This window comes from Clostridium sp. JS66, assembly GCF_033561535.1.
In the GTDB taxonomy this organism is placed as follows: Bacteria; Bacillota; Clostridia; order Clostridiales; family Clostridiaceae; genus Clostridium_AM; species Clostridium_AM carboxidivorans.
Window position 1 is genome coordinate 3,793,327 of the sequence record NZ_CP131467.1, and the last position, 23,607, is coordinate 3,816,933.

The window sequence follows — 23,607 nt, forward strand, 5'->3', positions numbered from 1 at the left end:
TTCTCAATATTTTTAAACTATGAAAATTAAATTCTTTATTATTTGAATTCTGTTATTTTAATTTAGATTCCTTTTACCTCAATTTTAGATTTTCCTAAAGCTATCCATCCAAATAATGCAATTAAGGTAGCTCCAATTAAAATAATTCCCATACCTACTACCACATTACTCCAACCTAAAGTACCAAGCAGCATGCCTCCACTTCCAAAAATCGTACCTACAGCATTTATCAGTGAACTGGCAGAGCCTGTGTCCTTTTTTTGCTGCTCTAATAAAATGCTAGTACTTAGTGGACGAATAGCACCTTCAATAAGAGTAAATGGTAAAAATGAAATTAAGAATAACCATGGTGAATATGTTCCTGCTGTTATTAAAGAAATTCCGCTGAGCAAAGTTAGCAAAAAGCATACATTAGAAAACTTTTTTACTGTAGTTTTGCATGCTATTTTTAAATAAACAACGGGTCCTAACATGGCAAAGAAAGAATTAGCAGCAAAGAAATAACTATAAATCTGTGCACTTAAATGAAAATATTTAACATATACATAGGATGATACTGATATATAAGCCATATATGGTGCCATATATAGAGAAAATATAATTAATACACTTGTAAAACCTGGATTTCTTCCTACCACAAGCAAACGAGTTATGGATCCTTTTATAGTACCCTCATATCGTTCCTCCTCTGGCAGAGTTTCTTCAAATAATATTCCTGCAATTAGGTTTAAAATTCCTATAATCATCAATACCCAAAATGTATCTCTCCAGTTACCAAACTTCAATATAATTGCTCCTACTATAGGCGCAACCATTGGCGCTATAACAGACATACCTTGAACTACAGCTAATATGGTGTCCCTGGTTTCTCCACTGAAACAATCTTTAATTAGTGCCATTGAAACTACTATAATGCTGCCTGCACCTAAGGCTTGAATGATACGAAATGCGATTAATTGATAAATGCTGGTTGATACAGCACAAAGTCCGCTGGCAATAGTGTAAATTAAAATTCCAATAATCAAAATAGGTTTACGTCCATATTTATCACTAAAAGGTCCAAAAATGAAAATTCCTACTGCAAAGAAAAAGAAAAAACAAACTAATGTTAAATTTACAATAGAAGATGATGCCTTAAAATACTCCCCCATGGTAGGTAATGATGGTAAATATAAATCAATAGATAAAGGAATAAACATATTCATAACTGCAATAAATACAATAAGTCCGTTAACTCCCAAATACTTCTGTGTTCCACGAATAACTGTTTTCGTCATTTATTTCCCCCCTATATAATTAAAAAAACCAGATAAGAAACTAAATCTCTTATCCGGTTACATAAACCCTCCGAGTTATCTTGAATATAGCATTTTTATAAACAATTGTCAATCTTTGCCTTTACATATTAATACTAATCATCTATTTTCTCGATGCGAAAAACATTTATTACATCCACATCAGAACAACAAAAACGAAAATCTCCATCTTTGCATGGTGGTAAAGTTCCACCATAGCGTAAAATATCAATATACGGGAATGCTACATGCATTGCCATTGGACAAAGCTTTCCCCTATCTTCATCATAATCAAAGCTGTCACCAATACGATGTCCTCTATGACATGCACAGGGACCTTTTCGATCCACTAATGTAATTTTTATTTTTGGCCTCTTGCTCATGCAACTTCCTCCTTAAGCTTTATAAAATCATACTCATATTATAATAGATATGAATTTTCTTTGATGTGTCCGTTATAACACTTTTTGAATTTTTATAGCAAAATACCTATTTTTAACAAGAATCCATTTGCTTTATACTAATTAGTTTAAAAATTTTTAATATACATTAAAATAATATTTTCAAAGACAACATCATGTGAATATAGTAAAATATATTTATGGAATAACCATAGAATGTGGAGGTATTACTTATGAAAAACATGTTCTGTTATGAAACAAAAATCGGTAAAATAAGCATTGTTGAAAATGGCTCAGCTATTACTCATTTGCATCTTGGGGAAATTACTTTTCCTGACACAAACATAGTTGAAACCCTATTAATAAAAGAAGCATTTAAGCAGCTCCAGGAATATCTGAATGGAAATAGAAAAAAATTTGATTTGCCTCTGGAACCTAAAGGAACAGAATTTCAGCAAAAAGCATGGAATGCATTGCAGCAAATTCCCTATGGTAAAACCTGCAGTTACAAGGACATAGCCAAAAGTATAGGTAATATAAAAGCTTGTCGTGCAGTTGGCATGGCAAATAACAGAAATCCTATTGCTATTTTTATTCCCTGCCATCGTGTTATTGGTGCTAACGGCAATCTAGTTGGTTATGCAGGTGGTTTAGAGATGAAAGAGCAGCTTTTAAACTTAGAAAAGCAAAATATGGACAAGTAATCTTTTGAATTAAGGAATATTATTATAATGTAAATGCCCCTTTTCTAATGTTTACCCACAAATTTCAGATAAAGAGAGCATAACTATATCACATTTCCAATTTTATTACATTATATTTCTTTACTATAACTAGAAAAGCACTGTAAAATTCAATTGAATAGTACAGTGCCTTCTTATTATAGATATTTCTATTTTTTCTTTGCATTTTAAAATATATATCTGTCCTTCAGTATACAGAATACTTTATACCATCTTTTCAAAGCTATCTTTAGTTACTCCGCAAATTGGACAAAACCAATTATCTGGTATATCTTCAAATAAGGTTCCTGGTAAGATGCCAGAATCAGGATCTCCAACAGATGGATCATAAATATACCCACATACTGTACATTTATATTTCGGCGTATCCTTTGATAGCTTTATAGGCTCAGTTTTATTTTCATTCTGGGATACTGGAGTTTTAGATATTTTACCACGTTTTATATCTTGATAGTATTGATATGTCATGGAATCTATATCCTTAAGTAATTCTGCATTTAACACTTTACAAATAAATATTGTATGAGTAAAAACATCTACTTCCTTTTCAACCTTCAATTCAAAATAAGATGCTGTACTATCTTCAATTATTGGTACACCACTTTCTCCTAATTTATATGATATACCTTCAAATTTATTGGTATCTCTTCCTGACCTGAATCCAAATCTTGCTACTTGATCCATAGGTGTTTCCACTGATAAGGCAGAAACTCCTATTAATTTACTTTTTTGTATATATTCATGAGTGAGATTTTGTTTATTAATACTCACTGCAACCATAGCTGGATCTGATGTTATTTGAAAAACTGAATTAGCAATTTGTGCATTTAATTTACCATCCGAAATAGAACTTACTATATATAATCCATAGCTTAATTTATAAAATGCTTTATTATCAATCATATACTTATTTATGCTTACATATCAAAAATGATTCTATAAGCATGTCCTCCTTCCTTAATGCAATATCATTATAAAAAGTCCACTTATATGTTACTTCATCTTCAACTTACATATATTAACCACGGAACATTTCCGCACAAAACCACATTTGTAAGTTTGGCTCACTTTTATTACCCCCTTGCATAATTTTGTAACATTGAATAAATTATAACATTAACTGCGCGAAAGATAAACACAATTTTCAAAAAATAATATGATTTATTATTAAATATTTATTATTTGTTATTTGTTTGTTTCTTTCAATCAATGACTTAATATCTAAATTTTAAATTGAACTAAAAAAATACTCCCCTTTCCACTATCAGATTTTCAATCTGTATACTTTATGGGGAGAATTTCATAATAAAATATAGGGTATTTATATTTTAATTGGATTTACTAAATTAAAAACTGTCATTAAAATCAACTATCATTTTCTGATCACAATAAACTTACATCAAATATCTATTTTCATCTCTTATAAATACTTTACGACATATTCTACCATAAAACAATTTACATTATGGATAAATTTGTTATATTAATTTATTCATGATGTGTATGTTGTTTGCTAATTGAATCAAAAACATCACTTATTTTCCACAATGAATCAATTATGCTATAATATGGTGATAAGTATAATTAACCTATTTGAAGCAACAACTTGTTATGTAATAATAACATTAAAAGCAAGCATAGTTTAAGGAGACAAACAATGAAAAAATTAATTATTATAAATGGAACTATGGGAGTTGGAAAAACCGCAACTAGCAAAGCCTTGTATCAAAAACTAGAAGGTTCAGTATGGCTTGATGGCGATTGATGCTGGATGATGAACCCTTTCATTGTAAATGAAGAAAATAAGACAATGGTTATAGATAATATAACTCATCTTTTAAGAAACTTTTTAATAAATTCCTCTTACGAATACGTAATATTCAACTGGGTAATACATTTAGAAGAAATATTTGAAATGATTTTAAGTAAACTTGATGGGTTAGAATTTGAGGTAATTAAAATAACCCTTATTTGCAATAAAAGCAGTTTTATAAAAAGAGTATCAAAGGATATAAAAAACAATTTAAGAGAAAAAGAAGCTTTGGATGCTGGTTTAAATCGCATCCCTTTATATGAAAACATGAATACCATAAAAATTGATACAAGCGATATTTCCATTTCAGAAACAGCTGATAAAATTATTAAAATTTTACATTAAATTTAAAGGTTAGGAAAACCTAACCTTTAAATGACTATTTTTCTTCATTATTTATTATTCTCATTAGATTATCTTTATGTCTAAATATCATTAAAATACACGCAAATAACGCAGAAACTGCTATGGAAATAGACAGATTCAGAATAATACACATAACAGGTATTGTAACACCTATTGCAATTGATCTAATAGACACTATTTTTGTAAATAAGCGCAATATAAAATGAACTGCTACTCCAATTAACGTTGGAAGTGGTGCTACAAAAATAAATGCACCAACAGTTGTATTTACTCCTTTACCCCCTTTAAATTTAAGAAAAGGGGTAAAATCATGTCCTAAAACTACTACTATTGCAATAATAGAAAGATATTCATTTGTCGGTATTGGTAATTTTGTAGTTTTTGCCAAATACATAGCTAAAATTATAGGAATTATTCCTTTTGTTATATCTACTACTTGAGTAAGGATTGATAGCTTAGTTCCTACAATTCTTTTTACATTTGTAGAGCCTATATTTCCACTACCTTTAGTTCTTATATCAACTCCACGAAACTTTTTAGTAATTAAATATCCTGTTGGGATTGAACCACATAAAAAAGAAATTATAATTGTAATTATCATTATCATCATTTACTTCACCTTAAAATCATTTCTGTTTAATTTCGTAATCTATTTTATATAAATCTGTTCTTCTATGCTTAAGCAAAGGCAGTGATTCTCTAACTTCATCTATATAATCTAAATTTATACTTTGTACTAGTATTCCTTCATTTTCATCCAGCTCATTTATTATTTTTCCCCAAGGATCAACTACTAAGGAATTTCCATAGGCTACATAAGAATAATTCACATTTCTAGCTGGTGATACTCCTACCATATAAATTTGATTATCTAAAGCCCTAGCTCTAAATGAAAGATCCCAATGTACAGGACCTGTGGTCATATTAAATGCAGCAGGTATAAATACTACTTTAGCACCTTCAAGCGCCATAATCCTTGTAAGTTCTGGGAATCTTATATCATAACAAATAGCCACACCCATTTTTCCCCACTTAGTGTCTATAATTGTGGCTTTATCCCCTGGTGTTAATACTTCTGATTCTTTAAATTTAACGCCATTCTTAATATCTATATCAAATAGATGCATTTTTCTATGCTTACCAATCAATTTTCCTTCATTATTAAATATAAAAGATGAATTGTATACTTTATCTTCGTAAAGCTCAGGAATAGAGCCACCCACTAAATATATATTTTTCTTCTTAGAAACTTCTGAAAGCATACTTATAGTTTCATCATTTAAGGAACTTTCTCCATATTCTCTAAAATGTTTGTTGTTGTATGGACAGTTAAACATCTCTGGAAGCACTACAATTTCAGCACCTTGATCTGCTGCGCTATTTATCATATTTCTAGCCTTTTTAATATTATCTTGCTTAGAAGTCTTTTCTACCATCATCTGACACAAACCTATTTTAACTTCATTCATTGTTTATTCCTCCATTTAGTTTAATAATTTAATTATAATTTATTGAACTATGAAAATAAATCCTATTTGAAAATTAACTAAAAATATTTTGCTTAAATAGTGAGTTGTATTATTGACATTTGTTCATAGTATTATATACTATCAAGTGAAACTGAATTCACATATGTTCAAATATAATATGAATATTAGTTTAGTTAACTTATACCCCATGTCGTAATCTATAATCAAAGGAGCTTATATAAAATGAAACAACATTCACTTTCAAGAACAGAATTATTAATAGGACGTGATTCTTTAGAAAAGCTAAAAAATAGTACCGTAGTTATTTTAGGATTAGGTGGAGTAGGAAGCTTTTCTTTTGAAGCCTTAGTAAGAGGTGGCATCGGACATCTTATACTAGTAGATGATGATACTATTTGTCTAACTAATTTAAATAGACAAATACATGCCAATTTTGATACCATAGGTAAACCTAAAGTTGAAGTTATAAAGGAAAGAGCTTTAAAGATAAATCCAGAATGCAAAGTAGAAATCCATCAAACTTTTATAAAAGAGGATAACATAGAAGACATAATACCTTTAGATACGGATTATGTAATTGATGCTATTGACACAGTTTCATCAAAATTATCCTTAATAGTATGGTGTAAAAATCATAACATAGATATAATAAGCTGCATGGGTACAGGAAACAAATTAGATCCTACCCAATTTAAAATAGCTGATATATATGATACAAAGATATGTCCTTTAGCAAAGGTTATGAGATATGAACTTAGAAAAAGAGGTATTAAGGACTTAAAAGTTCTTTATTCAGAAGAAGTTCCTATAAAACCTAATTATGAAGAAGTTGTAACTTGCAAAGAAGGCTGTGTTTGTACTGGAGGCACAAAAAAATGTGCAGCCAAAAGACAAATACCAGGAAGCATTTCTTTTGTTCCACCAGTAGCAGGTATGATAATAGGTGGAGAAGTTATTAAGGATATGCTCAACATAAACTCTAAATAGTTGGCTTAATATAAAAATATTGCGAAGCTTTGCTTCGCAATATTTTTAAACTGTGAAAGTTCAATTAATTAGGAAGTTCCTTGTTTTTTACATTATCTTCAAAAAGCTTGCTTACCTTTTCCTTTTCAAAATTCAAAACAGTCCATTCCTTATTTAACACCATTTTTTCCTTTTGAATTTTAATTAAAAGTGAATTTTGCTTTTCCTTGGACCACTGCCAATCTATAATTTCACTCCATTTAGTAAAATTATAATAGGAATTACTATAAAAGCTTTTCTGTCCTATCCCCTTAGAAGTTATAATTTTCGTTTTACTAAAATCATATATACTTAAAAGAAAATACATTACTATAAGCATTCCTAATACCGAAAAATTATTTTTTATAAAAACATAGACAAAATAAATACATATACCAATAAGTAATGCTGCTAAAAAATTTCTTTTAAACATATCCATATTCAATTTAAGCAGCATATCACCATAGTTATTTTGTCTGCTTCTTCCTTTAATAAAAGATAAATAAAATTGAATGATAGATGCAAAAATTAAAGCTATTGTTAAAATGTTTTCAAACTTCAAATGTATACCTCCTTTATAGTTACATATTACTTATTATAATACACAGTAAATATTTTTTCATTATAATTTGAAAAAGGATGTAACATTTATTAGAAGCCAACCTTTATTGTATAATAGCGCATATTGTTTCTATCTTTTATAATCAATTTCATTATACTCCAAGGGCATCAATACTACATTACTGTTGTATTCAGTTGATTTAATATTGGCATTATCCTTAAAACATGATGGTAATATCAGTACATATCGCGCAATATTGTACGATGAGACTTTTTATTTGCTATCTAATTTACTATTTTTTAATGTGAATTAATTCCTCCATAAAAATCGCTATCTTCCGTAATTCCATGATGCTTTTTACGTAAATCTTCCACGCTTTCACCAGAACTTTGTTCAATTGAAGTTACCAATCTATCCATCAACATAGAAAGCTGCCTTATTTCCACTTCCGACAAACCAGAAAATATATTTTCTACTAGCTCCATCCTTGCCTGCATAACTTCCTTTGTAACCCTACGCCCTTCTTCTGTAATATAAATATTTGAAACTCGCTTATCCTTTTCATTTACACGCTTTTCCACATAACCATTTTGCTGTAACTTGTTAACTAGTTCTCCAAGAGAAGCTGCCCTTATTTGCAGCCTAGCACTTAGTTCCTTTTGAGTTAAGCCATCTTCCATCAGCAGCAGTCCTAATAGGTGTGCCTGTGCTCTACTAGCCAATATCTCCTTTGACTTAAAATTTGAATTATGTTGTTGCCTATTAACCAAATTGGTAAAATAATTTATTTGTTGCAGCACTTTTTCTGATAACATATTGTACATAGCAGTCTCCTCCTTTATTTTCATCAAGGCACCCTATTATTATAATATATTTATCATTCCATTGTAAAAGGTTTGTTTACACAGCACATTCCTCCATAAACTGACTATAGTAAATATCAGCATAAACACCACCAGCTGCTAATAGCTCTTCGTGTTTGCCCATTTCGGCAATAGCTCCGTCTTTCATTACAACAATATTATCTGCATTATAAATTGTGGATAAACGGTGTGCAACAACAAAACTTGTACGATTTATAAGCAGCTTCTTCATTGCTGTTTGAATTAAAGCCTCTGTTCTACTATCAACATTTGAAGTTGCCTCATCCAAAACCAAAATCTTGGGATCTGCTACAAAGGCCCTTGCTATTGTAATCAATTGCCGCTGTCCTTCAGAAATATTGCTGGCTTCCTCATTTAGTATAGTATCATAACCATCTGGTAATTTATGAACAAACTCATCAACATGGGATGCTTTTGCTGCAGCAATAATCTCATCTTTACTAGCATTTTCATTACCATACCGAATGTTTTCATAAATTGTTCCTGAAAACAACCATGTATCCTGTAGTACCATACCAATATTAGCATGAAGCCCTGAACGGTCCATATTTCTAATATCTACTCCATCAATTCTTATATTACCGACCTGAATTTCGTAAAATCTCTCAAGCAAATTTATTAATGTAGATTTTCCTGCCCCTGTACGACCCACAATTGCGACCATTTGACCTGACCTAACTTCTAAAGAAAAATCTTTCATCAGCATATCTCTACTATATCCAAAGGAGACTTTATCAAAATCAATTTTTACATTTTCTTTACAGTTATCAGGAATTTTGTTCTTCTTATATTCCATATCAATTTCATCTAAAACATTAAAAACTCGTTCCGCAGATGCAATTGTACTTAGAATTCCATTCCATATATTTGAGAACTGGCTAATTGGTTGTGAGAATTGAGTGGAATATTGAAGAAAAGCCTGCATATCACCAATGGTAATAGAATTGTTTGTAACTTTAATGGCACCAAAAACTGCAATTAGAATATAACCTATATTCTTGAGCAGCATCATGTTAGGCATCATAGAACCACCCCAAAATCTTGCTCTCCAGCCTGACTCATACATATTTGAATTATATGATTCAAACTTCTTTATTGCGTCTTTTTCGCCATTAAAGCTTTTTACCACCATATGACCCTGGTAAGTTTCTTCAATGATACCATTTAAGTTTCCTTGCAATTTCATATATTCTCTAAAGTTTTTTTGTGCAATGGGACTAAAAATTTTTACTATAAAAAGACTTCCTGGAATTATAACACAAGCTATAAAGGTTAACTGCCAGCTGATAGTCAGCATAATAGCTAATATGCCTACAAAAGTAATAACACCTGAAATAAGCTGAGTTAAACTTTGCTGCAGTGTAGTCGCAATATTATCTATGTCATTGACGGCAATGGACATCAAGTTTCCATTAGAATTCTTATCAAAATAGGATACTGGTAAAGTATTTATCTTTTTTTTCAATTCCTTCCTAAGTGCCTTTGTTGTTTTTTGCGACACACATGTCATAATCCACTGCTGCAAGAAAGCTAAAATATTTACGCCTACATATAAAACAGCTGCAAACAATAAAATTAATTTTAATTTATTAAAATCAATAGCAGCACCTTTTTCTGTAACTCCTTTAAATATTTCTGTAGTTGCCCTACCTAATAGCTTTGGTGTCTGAATCTGCATGAAAGTTCCTAACGCTGAAGCAATCAAGACCACTGCAATAAGTAATGTACTGTTTTTCATATAATACATAAGCCTCTTAATAGATTTACCCATATCCTTAGGTTTCTCTACTAATCTTCTCCCATTTCTCATTCCACCTATCTTAATCTCTCCCTTGGGATTCGTTTCTATCTCCTTATTCCTCATGCTAAATCCTCCTTTTCAAATTGTGAGGCTATAATTTCTCGATATACTTTATTTGTATTCTTAAGGTACTCATGACTTCCTAATCCAACTATTTTACCTTCACTTAATACTGCTATTAGGTCAGCATTCATAACTGTGCTTATTCTTTGTGCAACAATTACTGTAATCTTATCAGCCATTTGTTTACGTATGGCCGCTCTGATTTTAGAATCTGTCTTAAAATCCAAAGCAGATAAGGAATCATCAAATATATAAATATCTGCCTTTTTGAGTAGTGACCTTGCAATGCATAATCTTTGCTTTTGACCACCTGAAAAGTTTCCTCCATTTTTTTCAACATTGCTATCCAAACCCTTATCCATTCTTTCTACAAACTCAGCCCCTTGTGCTAAAAAAAGTGCTTCTAATATTTCACAATCCGCTGCATTTGAATTTCCCAGCTTCATATTATCTCGAAGACTACCAAAGAAGAGAGTTGATTTTTGTGGAACAAGACTTACTATTTTATGAAGGCTTTCCTTAGGTATATTGCGAACATCAACTTCATTTATTAAAACAGCTCCATGTGAAACATCATAAAACCTAGATATTAAATTTGTAAGAGTTGATTTTCCTGAACCTGTACTACCTATAATTGCAAGAGTCTGTCCTTGTTTAATAGATAAATTAATTCCTTCAAGAGCATTTTGCTTGGCACCTTCAAATCGGAAACCAACATCCTTAAACTGCAGGGATATTTTGGAACCTTTATTTAAAAATAAATCATTGTCTTCTGGATAATCAATGGAATTATGCATTTCTAGGACTTCATCGATTCTTTTAGCTGACGTTTGGCCACGAGGAATAGAGGCAACAACATTTATTAACATAGTAAGACTCATTAAAATTTGTGTTGAATAAGTAATAACAGCTAAAATTGTTCCAACTTTAACACTACCATGATCTGCATAATGTCCTCCAATCCAAATTATTGCTATTCCTACAAGGCTCATTATAAGAGTTACTACAGGAAGTAAAGTTCCAACCAATGTATTCACTTTTATAGATAGAGCTGTGTACTCGTCATTGTTTTTCTCATATCTGTCGTACTCCCATTTTTCTTTATTGAAAGCATGAATTACTTTAATACCTGTCAGCCCTTCTCTGAAAATTAAATTAAGAGCATCAATTTTCTTTTGAAGTTTTTCAAATAGTGGAGTTGAAAAATATAGAACCCCAAAGTAAATAGCAATGATAATAGGAATTGCAATTATAAATATATTCGATAAGCTTGGACTTAATCTATAAGTCATTATGATACCCCCAAATAAATAAATAGGAGCCATAGTTAAAAATTTCAACACCATTTCTACTAGATTCTGTACTTGTGTAACATCATTTGTATTTCGGGTTATAAGTGAGGCTGTTCCGATTTTATCAAATTCATGATTACTAAAGTTTTGTACCTTTTGAAAAATATCACTGCGCAATTCTTTTCCTAGTTTATAAGATAACCTTGAAGAAATATAAGTATTTATCTCTGCTGAGAGAAGACCCACAATTGAGACTAAAATCATAATTTCTCCTTGAGAGAATATATATGAAATCTTCCCTGCAATAATGCCGTTATTAACTATATCTGCTGTTAGATTAGGTAGATAGAGATCACAAAGAACTTGTAAGACTAAAAAAGCAATTGCTACGGTAAGGCTGATTTTAGACATCCGTTTAAATATTTTTAGCAAAATTTTTTCCTCCTTTAAATATCTATAGCAATGTTATTATTCCCTTGGTGCCATCTACACGTATTTTTTGTCCATCCTTCAATATATTTGTTATATTATCAATTGCTACAACACATGGTATTCCATATTCTCTGGAGACAATTGCAGCATGCGAACCTGCACTTCCTATTTCAGTGACTGCTGCAGATGCCACCTTAAAGAGCGGGGTCCATACTGGCGCAGTATACGGTGATACCAATATATCGCCTTTTTTTAGCTTATTGAATTCAGAAGGATTCCTTACTATACACACAGATCCTTCATATACACCGCGGCTTGCAGCGCTGCCTTTAATTAAATTAGGGTCATCTATAAAATTTTCTTTGTCTTTGCTTTTTGTTTCAAATTTTGGAATTGAACCGGTAGCTATCATCCAATGTATTCCTTTTTCATGAGCAGCATAAACCTTTGAAAAGGCTTTTTTCCTTTTCTCTATCTTTTCTTTAATATCTAATCTTCCTTCTGCTACAGAACCCATCTCTTCAAGAAAAATAAAGAATACATCTTCAGTTTCATTTATTAAAGATTTTTTAACTAGAAGCTTTCCAAATTTTAAAGCCAATCTACGCAAGCAAGCTACAAGCTTTTCTAAGAAAAATAGGCTTTCTTCTCTTGTTATTACTGCATTTCTAGCTTTTTCAAGAGCTCTTAAAAATTTACGATACTTACTTGGCTTCATCATATCTTTAATCTGTTGTTTTGCAGTTTCATAATCCTCTTTCTGCTTTTTGAATCTTTTCTCTGAATTTAGCAAATCTGTATCACAAAGCAGTGCATCAATAAGCTTATGAACACTTTCTGGATTTTCGCGCCATGTAGGCGATCCAACTATAGGCCCCATGCTTACAGAAGGTCTGTCTCCATATTCTTCTATAAACTTATCAAACTCCTCTTTAAAAATTTTACTATTCTTTCCATGTACAGCCGCCGCCTGAGCTACTTTTACCATGGCATCATTTTGAAGTGCAGTTCTGAAAGGCAATGCTCTCATAAGGCTTTCATTGAACTCTGCAGCTTTTTCCTTTCCCACAGTTTTTTTGACTAGATGCTCAAACTTTAAAACAGATATTGATCCAGGAATTAAAGTGGAAGCAAATCTTTTATAAAAAAGTTTACCAAATTCCTCCATAGCTTGTTCCATAAGCTTTACGTATTTTACAGGGTCATTTGTATTTTTGCTCTCCTTATCTATTTTTCCAATCCATGTAGTCATTTCCTCTGAAACAGGCTGCCATAAGTCTTTAGACTCCTTTGATGCATATTTAATTAGATATTTTGGAAGTTTCCATAGTACTGCAGGGGATGGACTTGAATCATGATAGCTTAATGCAACACACCCATTTTCTCTTTCTACTGGTCTATTTTCGTCTTTGGGAAGTTTAAACCCTATATTATGAAAGAAAGCATTTACACCCTGATAGGAATACTTGATGTAAGCAAAATCTAATGGAGTTGGCGGTTCAGAACAATGCTCCATCACACTTTGAAGTCCAGAGGGAACTTTTTTACCTTGATAAATTATCTTATCATTAGGCCCTAGGATATTTAAATCCTCATTATCTGATATATCTGTAGTAATTGGTCTAGCCTGAAGCAGATATATTTTACCCTGTGAAAGAGCCCATTCTGTATCTTGTGGACTACCATAATATTTTTCCACAAGATTAGCCAATTTTGTGAGCTGCATAAGTTCATTTTCTCCAAGACAGTATGATTTCTGTTTTTCCTCAGGAACATTTTTTGTAATAGTTCCTTTTTTAATCAGCTTGATACTAAGCTTTTTAGAACCAAGAGTCTTTTCTTTAATGTTTCCCTCTTTGGTAAGAACGAAGGTATCTGGAGTTACCAAACCACTGACAACCGACTCTCCAAGTCCATATGAAGCACTAATCAGTATTTCACTTTTGCTTCCATTTACAGGATTTGCAGTAAACATTACTCCAGCAGCCTCAGAAGCTATCATAGCTTGAACTACAACTGCAAGATCAACCTTTAGATGATCAAAACCCATGCTTACTCTATAGGATATTGCCTGGGAGGACCATAAGCTTGCCCAGCATTTTTTCACATGTTTAAACATGTCCTCTTTCCCAGAAACCCCTAGAAAAGTTTCGTGTTGTCCTGCAAAGGACGCCGATGGTAAGTCTTCTGCTGTTGCACTTGATCGTACTGCAACCAATAGTTGTTTTGTATCCAAACTCATTTGTTTTGAGAAATTTTCAAAAGCTGTGTCCAATTCCTCTTGTACCATAACAGGCATTGGTGCCTCTTCAATCCACGATGAAATACACTTACTTACTTCTGATATCCTATCAATATCCTGTTCCTTAAGATTATCTATGCTTTTTTCTATACGTTCCTTAAGTCCTGAAGCTTCAAGATGAGCACGATATGCACTTGTTGTAACTACAAAGCCTGGTGGAACTGGAAGTCCTGCATTTATAAGAACACCAAGATTGGCACCTTTGCCACCTGCTTGAGGTAAAGAATCTTTATTTAATTCGTTTAACATCTTTGTATAATTTAACATTAATATTCTTCCTTTCCTATCTATAATCAATCTATCTCATGTAACAATTAAAACTTTGTCTATGTGTCTTCGAAATCTTTTAATTTTTCAAAATCACTTAATATACTATGAACTTAAGTGTTTCTACGTTTGTTAAGGTACCTTACTATTTTAGTATATACACTAATGTTTTTATTGTCAATAAGAAAATAAGGTACCTTAGTTTTTGATGAAAATTATAAATTTAACGATCTTTTATTTGTCGAATTTTGTTTATACGACATATAAATCCCTTTTCATTTTTGATTTTTGTATAATTTAATACTTTTCTTGAAAAATTTTATATAGTTTTTTTTCAAAAATCCCTTTATTTTTTAAAAAAGTTTGATATAATTTAAACATGTAGAAAAAAATTGTACATTCAGAGGGGGTATACCTTAGTGTGTTGTGATAATTTAGAAAAACAATATTTTAACGAACTCGAACAATTCATAGATAATCTTGAAGAAAAAAAAGGATCATTAATTTCAGTTCTCCATAAAGCACAAAATCTATTTGGATATTTATCAAAAGACGTACAAAAATTTGTAGCAAAAAAACTAGATATACCTGTTTCCAAGGTTAATGGTGTTGTTACATTTTATTCTTATTTTACCGAAGAACCAACTGGAAAATACGTTATAAATATATGTATGGGAACTGCATGCTTTGTTAAAGGCTCAGGAGATGTGCTTGAAGCATTTGAAAAGAAATTAAACATTAAAGTTGGCGAAACCACATCAGATGGAAAATTTACTATCCAAGTTTTAAGATGTGTAGGTGCTTGTGGACTTGCTCCTGTAGTAACTGTTAACGATAAGGTTTACGGTCACTTTACTAAACAAATGGTAGATAAAATTTTAGATGAATATAAGGAATAGGGGGAAGGGACATTGAATAAAATCAATTCTTATGAAGAACTCCAAAAAGCATGCTTGAATTATTCAGAAAATTTAAAAATAAGAGAATCATCTGAAGAAGAAGAAGCTGCTGTTGAAAATAAAAGATGTAAACGTTACGTTACTGTTTGTGGAGGAACAGGCTGTAAATCTGCAGAAGGTGATGTGATTGTATCCAATTTAAAAGCAGAAGTTGAAAAAGCTGGTCTTTCAGAAGAAGTTACTGTTGAAATTGCAGGATGCTTTGGTTTCTGTGAAAAAGGACCTATTGTTAAGATAAGCCCTGACAATGTATTTTATGTTCATGTTACACCTGAAGATACTTACGATATAGTTAATGAACATTTATTAAAAGGAAAAATACTAGAAAATCTTTTATATGAAGAACCATCTGTAAAAGAAAAAGTAAAAAGACAGGATGAAATGTCCTTTTATAAAAAACAGCACAGAATTGCACTTAGAAACTGTGGATTTATAAATCCTGAAGATATAACTGAAAGCATTGCAACTAAAGGATATTTAGCTCTTGGAAAATGTATTACAGAAATGAGCTCTGATGATGTTATAAAATTAATCATGGATTCAGGCTTAAGAGGTAGAGGAGGCGGTGGTTTCCCTACAGGTAAAAAATGGTCTTTTGCTAAAGCATATGATGCTGATCAAAAATATATAATTTGTAATGCTGATGAAGGAGATCCTGGTGCATTTATGGATCGTTCCATATTAGAAGGTGACCCTCACAGTGTATTAGAAGCTATGGCTATTGCAGGATATGCTATAGGTGCTTCAAAGGGAGTTATATATATAAGAGCAGAGTATCCTCTTGCAGTTAGCAGACTTAAAACAGCTATTGACCAAGCTCTTGAATGCGGCGTTTTAGGTAATAATATTTTAGGGACAGAATTCAGCTTCAATATAGATATAAGATATGGAGCTGGTGCTTTCGTATGTGGTGAAGAAACAGCTTTAATTCATTCTGTAGAAGGCTGCCGTGGTGAACCTACAAACAAACCACCATTCCCTGCTGAAAGCGGGCTTTGGGATAAGCCAACTTGCGTAAACAACGTTGAAACCTTGGCAAATATTCCAGCTATAATAAATAATGGTGCTGAGTGGTACAGTTCTATAGGTACTGCAACTTCTAAAGGAACAAAGGTTTTTGCACTAGCTGGTAAGATAAATAATGTAGGTCTTGTAGAAGTTCCTATGGGTACAACTTTAAGAGAAATAATTTATGACATAGGCGGCGGCATTAAAAATGGACGTAAATTTAAAGCAGTACAAACTGGAGGACCTTCTGGCGGATGTATACCTGCTTCAAATTTAGATATTCCTATAGATTATGAATCCTTAACCTCCATAGGCTCTATGATGGGTTCTGGTGGAATGATTGTTATGGATGAAGATAACTGTATGGTTGATATAGCTAAATTCTACTTAGAATTTACTGTAGAAGAATCCTGTGGAAAATGCACACCTTGCAGAATTGGAAATAAACGTTTATTAGAAATATTGACAAAGATATCCAATGGACAAGGTACTGAAGATGACTTAGAAAAGTTAAAAGAGTTAGCACAAACTATAAAAGATACTTCTCTTTGTGGTCTTGGACAAACTGCACCTAACCCTATATTAAGTACAATGAAATACTTTGCTGACGAATATGAAGCTCACGTAAAAGAAAAATCTTGTCCAGCAGGTGTTTGTAAGAACTTACTTAGATATGAAATTACAGATAAATGTATTGGATGTACTAAGTGCTTAAGAAACTGTCCTGTAAATTGTATTAATGGAAAGGTTAAACAAGTTCACACTATAGATCAAAGCAAGTGTGTAAAATGTGGAGCATGCTTCAGTGGATGTCCTGTAGATGCTATCGTAAAAAAATAATTGTGCAAAAATTTTGAGAAAGAGGTGGAAGTTTTGAGTTTGATTACTCTTACTATAAATAATAAACAAGTGCAAGTGGAAAAAGGCGCTACTATACTACAAGCTGCAAAACTGCTTGAAATAGAAATACCTACTTTGTGCCATTTAAAACTTCACGACGGATTTGAAAACAAGCCTGGTTCCTGTAGAGTTTGTGTAGTAGAAGTAGAAGGTAGAAGAAATCTTGCCCCTGCATGTACTACTCCTGTAACTGAGGGTATGGTAGTAAAAACTAATTCCATAAAAGCAATAAAGGCTCGTAGAAATGTAGTAGAACTTATTCTTTCAGACCATCCACAAAACTGCTTGCTTTGTGAAAAAAGCACTAATTGTGAACTTCAAGCTTTAGCAGCTGATATGGGAATACATGAAATTAAGTATAAAGGTGAAATGTCAACTTATGCAAAGGATACTTCTAGTCCTTCCATAGTTCGTGATTTAGATAAATGTATACTATGTAGAAGATGTGAAACTGTATGCAGCGAAATTCAAACTGTTTCTGCATTATCTGCAGTAAGCAGAGGTTTTGACACTGTTATATCTCCTGCTTTTGGTACTGCAATGGTAGAAACAAACTGTACCTTCTGTGGGCAATGTGTGGCAGTGTGTCCAACAGGTGCTTTAGCAGAAGTTAATAACACAACTAAGGTTTGGGATGCATTAAACACTGAAGGTAAGCTTGTTATAGTACAAACTGCACCAGCTGTAAGAGCAGCTCTTGGAGAAGAATTTGGTTTAGGACTTGGAAAACCAGTTACAGGTAAAATGGTTGCAGCACTTCGTTCTTTAGGCTTTGATAAAGTTTTCGATACAGATTTTGCTGCTGATTTAACTATAATGGAAGAAGCAACAGAGCTTATGGAGAGAATCACAAACGGAGGCAAGCTTCCAATGTTTACAAGCTGCTGTCCTGGATGGATAAACTTCATTGAACATGAATTTAGTGATTTACTTGATTCTCCATCTAGCTGTAAGTCACCTCAACAAATGTTTGGTGCTGTAGCTAAAACTTATTTTGCTGAAAAAATGAATGTAGACCCTAAGGACATCATATTGGTCTCAGTTATGCCTTGCCTTGCTAAGAAATATGAAGCTGCAAGACCTGAAATGAATAGTGATGTGGATATTGTTATAAGTACTAGAGAACTTGCAAAAATGATCAAAGAAGCAGGAATAAATTTTGCACAGCTTCAAGATGAAGATTTTGACAATCTCCTTGGTGAATCCACTGGTGCCGCTGTTATATTTGGAGTAACAGGTGGTGTTATGGAAGCTGCTCTTCGTACAGCTTATGAATGGATTACTGGAGAAAAGCTAGATAATGTAGATTTTGAAGTTGTTCGTGGTTTAGATGGAATAAAAGAAGCTTCAATAAAAATAAAAGACATGGAAGTAAAAGCTGCTATTGCAAGCGGTCTTGGAAATGCGCGTAAACTTCTAAATAAGATTAGAGAAGGAAACGCCGATTATCAAATAATCGAAATAATGGCTTGTCCTGGTGGATGTATTGATGGCGGTGGTCAACCATATATCCATGGAAAATACGAAATTTTAAAAGATAGAATGAATGCTTTATATGAAGAAGATAAAAATAAAACTTTAAGAAAATCTCATGAAAATCCAGCTATAATTAAGCTGTATGATGAATTCTTAGGTAAACCAAATAGTGAAAAAGCGCACAAATTGCTTCATACTAAATATACTAATAAAGAGTGCTAAAATATTAAATTGCTACCCCAAACCCTAAAGATTTATATAAAAGATAAGGATACATTAAATTCCCCAATTTAATGTATCCTTGCTTTTTTGTCTTAAATTATCTATTTACTTCACATCTTAAAACGCTATATAATGCAAATACAAAAGAACTATAATTAAAAAGTAAAATATCAATATCATATAGAAATCAAAAGGATAAATCACATATTTATGGCAAGAAGAATAGCCTATTAATAAAGTGTTTTTATTAATGGAGGTATTTGCATGGAATATTATGTTCTAGTAGAACCAAATGTAAAGATTTATGTACAAGACCTTAATCCAGAGGGCAAGAAAACAATTTTATTTCTACATGGTTGGCCTGGAAGTCATAAGCTGTTTGAATATCAGTTTGATAAGCTTCCTAAGATGGGCTTCAGATGCATAGGAATAGATACTAGAGGATTTGGCAATTCAGATAAACCCTATGGAGGTTACGACTACAATAGGTTGTCAGACGATGTTAGGTGTGTGGTTAATGCATTAAATTTAAATGATTTTACACTAGCAGGACATTCAACTGGTGGAGCTATAGCTATTCGATACATGTCTCGTTATAAAGGATATGGAGTATCTAAGCTTGCTCTTTTTGCCGCAGCAGCTCCTAGTCTTATCAAACGCCCAAATTTCCCATATGGTTTAGAAATGGAGACCATAACTAAAATTATTGAAGGAACATACACAGATCGTCCTAAAATGCTCAGTGATTTCGGTGATATTTTTTTCTTTAAACATATAACCAAATCATTCTCTGATTGGTTCTTTCAATTAGGTTTACAGGCAGCAGGTTGGGCAACTGCAGCCATTGCAAATACTTGGATAAAGGAAGTACTATTTTCTGACCTATCAGCAATAAATGTTCCAACCTTAATTATTCATGGCATTCATGACAAAGTCGTTCCATTTTCACTAGCTAAAATACAAAACCAAAACATTAAAAATTCAAAACTTGTGCCATTTGAATTCAGCGGTCATGGGTCGTTCTATGATGAACAAGATAAGTTTAACGAAGAATTAATGAAATTTATTGAAGAATGAAGTTTGAAAGAATCACTGTTTTATTAGAAAATGCATAAAAATAGCCGGTTAATACCGGCTAAAAAGATTCCTCTATAGTATAAATAAAATTATAATTTTTAAATTCAAATTTATAAAGAACATTAACGTATGAAATTTGTCCAATCAGATTTTTGTGTTTCAGGAATGTTAATACCATGTTTCTTGCCAAGTTCAATACATTTAAGAAGCCATGCCATGTTCTTTCCAATGTTACGCATAGTTTGCAATCCTTCCAAATCCTTCTTAACATCTTCAGGTGTAGATCCATGCACCATATTCCAATAAGTAGATGATACAACTGGCATTTCTGCAATAGTAAAATACTTGTTAAGTACATCTATAGATGCTGTAGTTCCAGCACGTCTTGCTGATGCAATGGCAGCAGCCGGTTTGTGTCTAAATACATTTGAACCCGCATAAAACAATCTATCTAAAACAGATAACAAACGTCCACTAGGATGTGCATAATAAACAGGTGTACCAAATATGAAACCATCTGCATTTTCTGCCTTTTTCAATAACTCATTGATGCTATCATCATTAAATACACAAGCATTGTGTAAATCTCCACACTTATTGCAGCCAATACAATCGCGAATTGGTTGATTACCAATATTCACAATCTCACATTCAATTTGTTGTTCTTTCAAAACTTTTGTAATTTCTGCTAATGCTGTATAAGTACATCCATTAGTTCTTGAACTACCATTTAATAATAAAACCTTCATTTTTATTTTTCCTCCTTATTCTATATGCTCATACTATCAGTGAAGAATAGTATATTGCTGTATAATTATATTTTCCATGTTGAAATAGCCATATTCTAAGTGAATTGACATTCCTTCTTGCCTCAACTATAATTATATCGTAAATAAGCAACTTAGCAATAATGCACTTTTTTGTTATATAATATACTTTTAGTTACATACTATACTTTTTGATAGTAAGGAGATTTAATATGGATAGAGCAAAATTAGAAAGTTATCACTGTACAGTAGAAGCCGCAATGGATATTGTTGGTGGGAAGTATAAAGCCATTATAATATATGAACTCATTGATAAGACGCTGCGATATAATGAAATACAAAAACGTATTCCACAAGCAACCCCAAGAATGCTCAGTCACCAGTTGAAGGAATTGGAAAGTGATTGCATTATCAATCGCGTTCTTTATCCTGTAGTTCCACCTAAGACAGAATACTCACTTACCGAGCTGGGCAATACATTTGTTCCTATAGTAAAACTACTTTGTAAGTGGGGAGAAGACTATTTTAAATTAAATGATGTACCAATACCTTGTAATAAATCAGAATAAACTAAAAAGTTGTGCAGGCAATATATCAAATAATACTTTAACAAAGAATACGGCTAATACAGTTATAATAATAGGTCGTACTATTCTTGTCCCACTTTTGGTAAAATAACCAGCACCAATGTAATTTCCTGCAATACTGAACAAACCTGCAACTAATCCTAAAATAAGGAGTACCTTCCCATTTATCATAAAGGTGATTAATGCTGCCACATTTGAGGATAAATTAATAGCTTTTGTGGTTCCTGTTGATAAATTTAAACCCAAATGTGCAATACCTGTAAGTAACAACAATAAAAATGTTCCTGCACCAGGTCCATAAAACCCATCATACATTCCTATAAAAAATGCTATAAGCATACAAATTAAATAGGTTTTAAAAGTTGATAATGTTTTAATGTTTTCACTGGCTTCAAAATTACGTTTCCGGAAAACATAAAAAGCAGTAATTGGTAATATAGCTAACATCAAAATTTTAAAATAGAAATCATTAATTTTTAAAGCAATCTCAGCACCAATTGATGATCCCATTAACGCACAAACAGCGCTGCAGGCTGCCAATTTCAATTTTATATAGCCATTTTTAGCATAGCGATATGTAGCTATAGTTGTTCCCATGCTTGAACTCAATTTATTTGTACCAATAGCAAAATGAACTGGAATTCCAGAAATCATGAAGGCTGGAATAGATATAAGCCCTCCACCGCCTGCAATTGCATCCACAAAACCAGCCAAAAAAACCAATGGACATACGATAATATACTCAATCATTTTCAATCTCCTTGTAAGCTTTATTGATGAGTTGATATTATCATTATTTTATTATATAATCAAATTTATATATTTTACTATATATATAAATTTAATTTATACTGAGGTGATAAAATTGTTTCAAAATATGAATTATGTTTATGAAGTATACAAGTCTGGAAGCTTCTCAAAGGCAGCAGAAAACTTGCATATGACACAGCCAGCCTTGAGTATTGCAATTCGTAAATTGGAACAGGAAATTGGTCAACCTTTATTTGAACGAAGAACATCCCCACTAAAATTAACAGCCGCGGGACACATATACATAGATAAGGTGGAAAAAATTGTATCCATAGAACAAGAATGTGCTGACTGCTTTGAAAACTTAAATGAAGTTAAAGTTGGAAAAATTACAATTGGTGGTGCTATCATATCTATGACCTATTTGCTTCCTGAACTTATTGTTGAATTTTCAAATCAGTATCCAGGAATAGAAATTGCTGCAAAGGAAGCATCTCTTCCTGTACTTAAAAATATGCTGACAAATGGTATCATTGACTTAATTTTAGATACTGATTGGTTTGAAGAAGAAATCTTCCAATCTGTTCCTTTATTTGAAAACCAAATTTTACTGGGTATACCGTTGAATCTTCCTGTAGATACAAAAGTTTTTGCTTGCGGAATGACATCTGAGGAAATCAGAAAAAATAAGCATCTTTCTGAAAAACAGCCTGTTATTGGTCTATACGGTATGGAAAATTTGCCATTCCTATTGCTAGAGCCCACAAATGAAATTTTTGGAAGATCAAAAGCTATTTTTGATTATTACCACATTAACCCATTAGTAAAGATGTCCTTTAATCAACAAATGACTTCCTTTGAGTTTGCTTCAAAAGGACTTGGAGCTGTTTTCATTTCCGATACCCTTATAAAATGTTCCCCTGATGCAGAAAATCTTCGTTTTTACAAATTGAAATGTCCTATGCCAAAACGTGGAGTTGCTATTGCTTATAATAAAAAGAGATATGTTACTAAAGCCACTAAGTGTTTTATTGATTACACTGCAGAGTTTTATAAAAATAAACTTACTCCTTGAGCTTGCTGAAAAATGTATAAAAAGGGAGCTGCTTAACTGATCAATTTATCTACAATATGGTGTTTTATAA

General features: G+C 32.0%; 21 protein-coding genes. 9 read left to right on the plus strand and 12 right to left on the minus strand.

Going from position 1 to position 23,607, the window contains the following annotated elements:
• Positions 1–62 precede the first annotated feature (62 nt).
• Complete coding sequence (locus Q6H37_RS17555) at positions 63–1,277, minus strand: Bcr/CflA family efflux MFS transporter (RefSeq protein ID WP_318734623.1); 1,215 nt, start codon at positions 1,275–1,277, stop codon at positions 63–65.
• Positions 1,278–1,411: 134 nt separating this feature from the next.
• Complete coding sequence (locus Q6H37_RS17560) at positions 1,412–1,678, minus strand: TIGR04076 family protein (protein WP_318734626.1); 267 nt, start codon at positions 1,676–1,678, stop codon at positions 1,412–1,414.
• Between the two features lie 251 nt (positions 1,679–1,929).
• Here Q6H37_RS17560 and Q6H37_RS17565 point away from each other — a divergent pair, with 251 nt between their 5' ends.
• On the plus strand, positions 1,930–2,400 hold the full coding sequence (locus tag Q6H37_RS17565) for a methylated-DNA--[protein]-cysteine S-methyltransferase (RefSeq protein WP_318734628.1): 471 nt from the start codon (positions 1,930–1,932) through the stop codon (positions 2,398–2,400).
• Between the two features lie 243 nt (positions 2,401–2,643).
• Here the strand turns inward: Q6H37_RS17565 and rd are convergent, their stop codons facing one another.
• On the minus strand, positions 2,644–3,342 hold the full coding sequence (gene rd, locus Q6H37_RS17570) for a rubredoxin (protein ID WP_318734631.1): 699 nt from the start codon (positions 3,340–3,342) through the stop codon (positions 2,644–2,646).
• 868 nt (positions 3,343–4,210) lie between these two features.
• Between rd and Q6H37_RS17575 the strand changes: the two genes are divergently transcribed.
• Positions 4,211–4,597 carry a nucleotide kinase gene (locus tag Q6H37_RS17575; protein WP_318734633.1) on the plus strand — a complete coding sequence of 129 codons (387 nt, stop codon included), beginning with the start codon at positions 4,211–4,213 and terminating at the stop codon, positions 4,595–4,597.
• 34 nt (positions 4,598–4,631) lie between these two features.
• On the opposite strand, the gene plsY is transcribed toward Q6H37_RS17575, so the two are convergent.
• Both plsY and Q6H37_RS17585 read right to left on the minus strand, forming a co-directional pair.
• On the minus strand, positions 4,632–5,228 hold the full coding sequence (gene plsY / locus Q6H37_RS17580; protein WP_318734636.1) for a glycerol-3-phosphate 1-O-acyltransferase PlsY: 597 nt from the start codon (positions 5,226–5,228) through the stop codon (positions 4,632–4,634).
• Between the two features lie 16 nt (positions 5,229–5,244).
• Positions 5,245–6,087 carry a carbon-nitrogen hydrolase family protein gene (locus Q6H37_RS17585; protein ID WP_318734639.1) on the minus strand — a complete coding sequence of 281 codons (843 nt, stop codon included), beginning with the start codon at positions 6,085–6,087 and terminating at the stop codon, positions 5,245–5,247.
• 243 nt (positions 6,088–6,330) lie between these two features.
• Here Q6H37_RS17585 and Q6H37_RS17590 point away from each other — a divergent pair, with 243 nt between their 5' ends.
• On the plus strand, positions 6,331–7,095 hold the full coding sequence (locus Q6H37_RS17590; protein ID WP_318734642.1) for a tRNA threonylcarbamoyladenosine dehydratase: 765 nt from the start codon (positions 6,331–6,333) through the stop codon (positions 7,093–7,095).
• 64 nt (positions 7,096–7,159) lie between these two features.
• Here Q6H37_RS17590 and Q6H37_RS17595 read toward each other — a convergent pair whose 3' ends face one another.
• The 5 genes from Q6H37_RS17595 to Q6H37_RS17615 all read right to left on the minus strand — a co-directional run bounded on the left by Q6H37_RS17595 (position 7,160) and on the right by Q6H37_RS17615 (position 14,716).
• A complete protein-coding gene (locus Q6H37_RS17595; protein ID WP_318734645.1) occupies positions 7,160–7,675 on the minus strand; it encodes a hypothetical protein in 516 nt (171 codons plus the stop codon).
• A gap of 299 nt (positions 7,676–7,974) precedes the next feature.
• Complete coding sequence (locus tag Q6H37_RS17600) at positions 7,975–8,499, minus strand: MarR family winged helix-turn-helix transcriptional regulator (RefSeq protein WP_318734647.1); 525 nt, start codon at positions 8,497–8,499, stop codon at positions 7,975–7,977.
• Between the two features lie 76 nt (positions 8,500–8,575).
• Positions 8,576–10,423: an ABC transporter ATP-binding protein gene (locus tag Q6H37_RS17605; protein ID WP_318734650.1), complete on the minus strand. Its 1,848-nt coding sequence runs from the start codon at positions 10,421–10,423 to the stop codon at positions 8,576–8,578.
• Positions 10,420–12,147, minus strand: coding sequence for an ABC transporter ATP-binding protein (locus tag Q6H37_RS17610; RefSeq protein ID WP_318734652.1), 1,728 nt, complete (start codon positions 12,145–12,147; stop codon positions 10,420–10,422). Before Q6H37_RS17610 ends, Q6H37_RS17605 begins: the two co-directional genes overlap by 4 nt.
• 22 nt (positions 12,148–12,169) lie before the next feature.
• Positions 12,170–14,716 (minus strand): PEP/pyruvate-binding domain-containing protein, encoded by a 2,547-nt coding sequence (locus Q6H37_RS17615; RefSeq protein WP_318734654.1) that lies wholly within the window; start codon positions 14,714–14,716, stop codon positions 12,170–12,172.
• Positions 14,717–15,135: 419 nt separating this feature from the next.
• Between Q6H37_RS17615 and nuoE the strand changes: the two genes are divergently transcribed.
• From nuoE to Q6H37_RS17635, 4 genes are all read left to right on the plus strand, one after another.
• Positions 15,136–15,615, plus strand: coding sequence for an NADH-quinone oxidoreductase subunit NuoE (gene nuoE / locus Q6H37_RS17620; protein ID WP_318734657.1), 480 nt, complete (start codon positions 15,136–15,138; stop codon positions 15,613–15,615).
• A gap of 12 nt (positions 15,616–15,627) precedes the next feature.
• Positions 15,628–17,523, plus strand: a complete 1,896-nt coding sequence (locus tag Q6H37_RS17625; RefSeq protein ID WP_318734660.1) for an NADH-quinone oxidoreductase subunit NuoF — start codon at positions 15,628–15,630, stop codon at positions 17,521–17,523.
• Between the two features lie 33 nt (positions 17,524–17,556).
• Positions 17,557–19,281, plus strand: a complete 1,725-nt coding sequence (locus Q6H37_RS17630; protein WP_318734662.1) for an NADH-dependent [FeFe] hydrogenase, group A6 — start codon at positions 17,557–17,559, stop codon at positions 19,279–19,281.
• Positions 19,282–19,545: 264 nt separating this feature from the next.
• Positions 19,546–20,358, plus strand: a complete 813-nt coding sequence (locus Q6H37_RS17635; RefSeq protein ID WP_318734665.1) for an alpha/beta hydrolase — start codon at positions 19,546–19,548, stop codon at positions 20,356–20,358.
• Positions 20,359–20,480: 122 nt separating this feature from the next.
• Here Q6H37_RS17635 and Q6H37_RS17640 read toward each other — a convergent pair whose 3' ends face one another.
• Positions 20,481–21,107 carry a flavodoxin family protein gene (locus Q6H37_RS17640; protein WP_318734667.1) on the minus strand — a complete coding sequence of 209 codons (627 nt, stop codon included), beginning with the start codon at positions 21,105–21,107 and terminating at the stop codon, positions 20,481–20,483.
• A 230-nt stretch (positions 21,108–21,337) separates the two neighbouring features.
• Between Q6H37_RS17640 and Q6H37_RS17645 the strand changes: the two genes are divergently transcribed.
• Positions 21,338–21,694, plus strand: coding sequence for a helix-turn-helix domain-containing protein (locus tag Q6H37_RS17645; protein WP_318734670.1), 357 nt, complete (start codon positions 21,338–21,340; stop codon positions 21,692–21,694).
• On the opposite strand, the gene Q6H37_RS17650 is transcribed toward Q6H37_RS17645, so the two are convergent.
• Entirely contained in the window at positions 21,686–22,462 is a 777-nt protein-coding gene (locus Q6H37_RS17650; RefSeq protein WP_318734672.1) for a sulfite exporter TauE/SafE family protein, read from the minus strand. The genes Q6H37_RS17645 and Q6H37_RS17650 overlap by 9 nt on opposite strands.
• A gap of 106 nt (positions 22,463–22,568) precedes the next feature.
• On the opposite strand from Q6H37_RS17650, the gene Q6H37_RS17655 reads away from it, so the two are divergent.
• The gene (locus tag Q6H37_RS17655; RefSeq protein ID WP_318734675.1) at positions 22,569–23,537 is read left to right on the plus strand and encodes a LysR family transcriptional regulator; all 969 of its coding nucleotides are present in this window, start codon (positions 22,569–22,571) and stop codon (positions 23,535–23,537) included.
• Positions 23,538–23,607: the final 70 nt, after the last annotated feature.

What these genes read in the sequence shown, in the direction of transcription:
- Q6H37_RS17645 (WP_318734670.1), top strand. Translation starts at nt 21,338, where the DNA reads ATGGATAGAGCAAAATTAGAAAGTTATCACTGTACAGTAGAAGCCGCA.
- rd (WP_318734631.1), bottom strand. Translation starts at nt 3,342, where the DNA reads ATGATTGATAATAAAGCATTTTATAAATTAAGCTATGGATTATATATA.
- Q6H37_RS17615 (WP_318734654.1), bottom strand. Translation starts at nt 14,716, where the DNA reads ATGTTAAATTATACAAAGATGTTAAACGAATTAAATAAAGATTCTTTA.
- Q6H37_RS17585 (WP_318734639.1), bottom strand. Translation starts at nt 6,087, where the DNA reads ATGAATGAAGTTAAAATAGGTTTGTGTCAGATGATGGTAGAAAAGACT.
- Q6H37_RS17635 (WP_318734665.1), top strand. Translation starts at nt 19,546, where the DNA reads ATGGAATATTATGTTCTAGTAGAACCAAATGTAAAGATTTATGTACAA.
- Q6H37_RS17555 (WP_318734623.1), bottom strand. Translation starts at nt 1,277, where the DNA reads ATGACGAAAACAGTTATTCGTGGAACACAGAAGTATTTGGGAGTTAAC.
- Q6H37_RS17575 (WP_318734633.1), top strand. Translation starts at nt 4,211, where the DNA reads ATGATGAACCCTTTCATTGTAAATGAAGAAAATAAGACAATGGTTATA.
- Q6H37_RS17650 (WP_318734672.1), bottom strand. Translation starts at nt 22,462, where the DNA reads ATGATTGAGTATATTATCGTATGTCCATTGGTTTTTTTGGCTGGTTTT.
- plsY (WP_318734636.1), bottom strand. Translation starts at nt 5,228, where the DNA reads ATGATGATAATGATAATTACAATTATAATTTCTTTTTTATGTGGTTCA.
- Q6H37_RS17605 (WP_318734650.1), bottom strand. Translation starts at nt 10,423, where the DNA reads ATGAGGAATAAGGAGATAGAAACGAATCCCAAGGGAGAGATTAAGATA.
- Q6H37_RS17640 (WP_318734667.1), bottom strand. Translation starts at nt 21,107, where the DNA reads ATGAAGGTTTTATTATTAAATGGTAGTTCAAGAACTAATGGATGTACT.
- Q6H37_RS17600 (WP_318734647.1), bottom strand. Translation starts at nt 8,499, where the DNA reads ATGTACAATATGTTATCAGAAAAAGTGCTGCAACAAATAAATTATTTT.
- Q6H37_RS17590 (WP_318734642.1), top strand. Translation starts at nt 6,331, where the DNA reads ATGAAACAACATTCACTTTCAAGAACAGAATTATTAATAGGACGTGAT.
- Q6H37_RS17560 (WP_318734626.1), bottom strand. Translation starts at nt 1,678, where the DNA reads ATGAGCAAGAGGCCAAAAATAAAAATTACATTAGTGGATCGAAAAGGT.
- Q6H37_RS17565 (WP_318734628.1), top strand. Translation starts at nt 1,930, where the DNA reads ATGAAAAACATGTTCTGTTATGAAACAAAAATCGGTAAAATAAGCATT.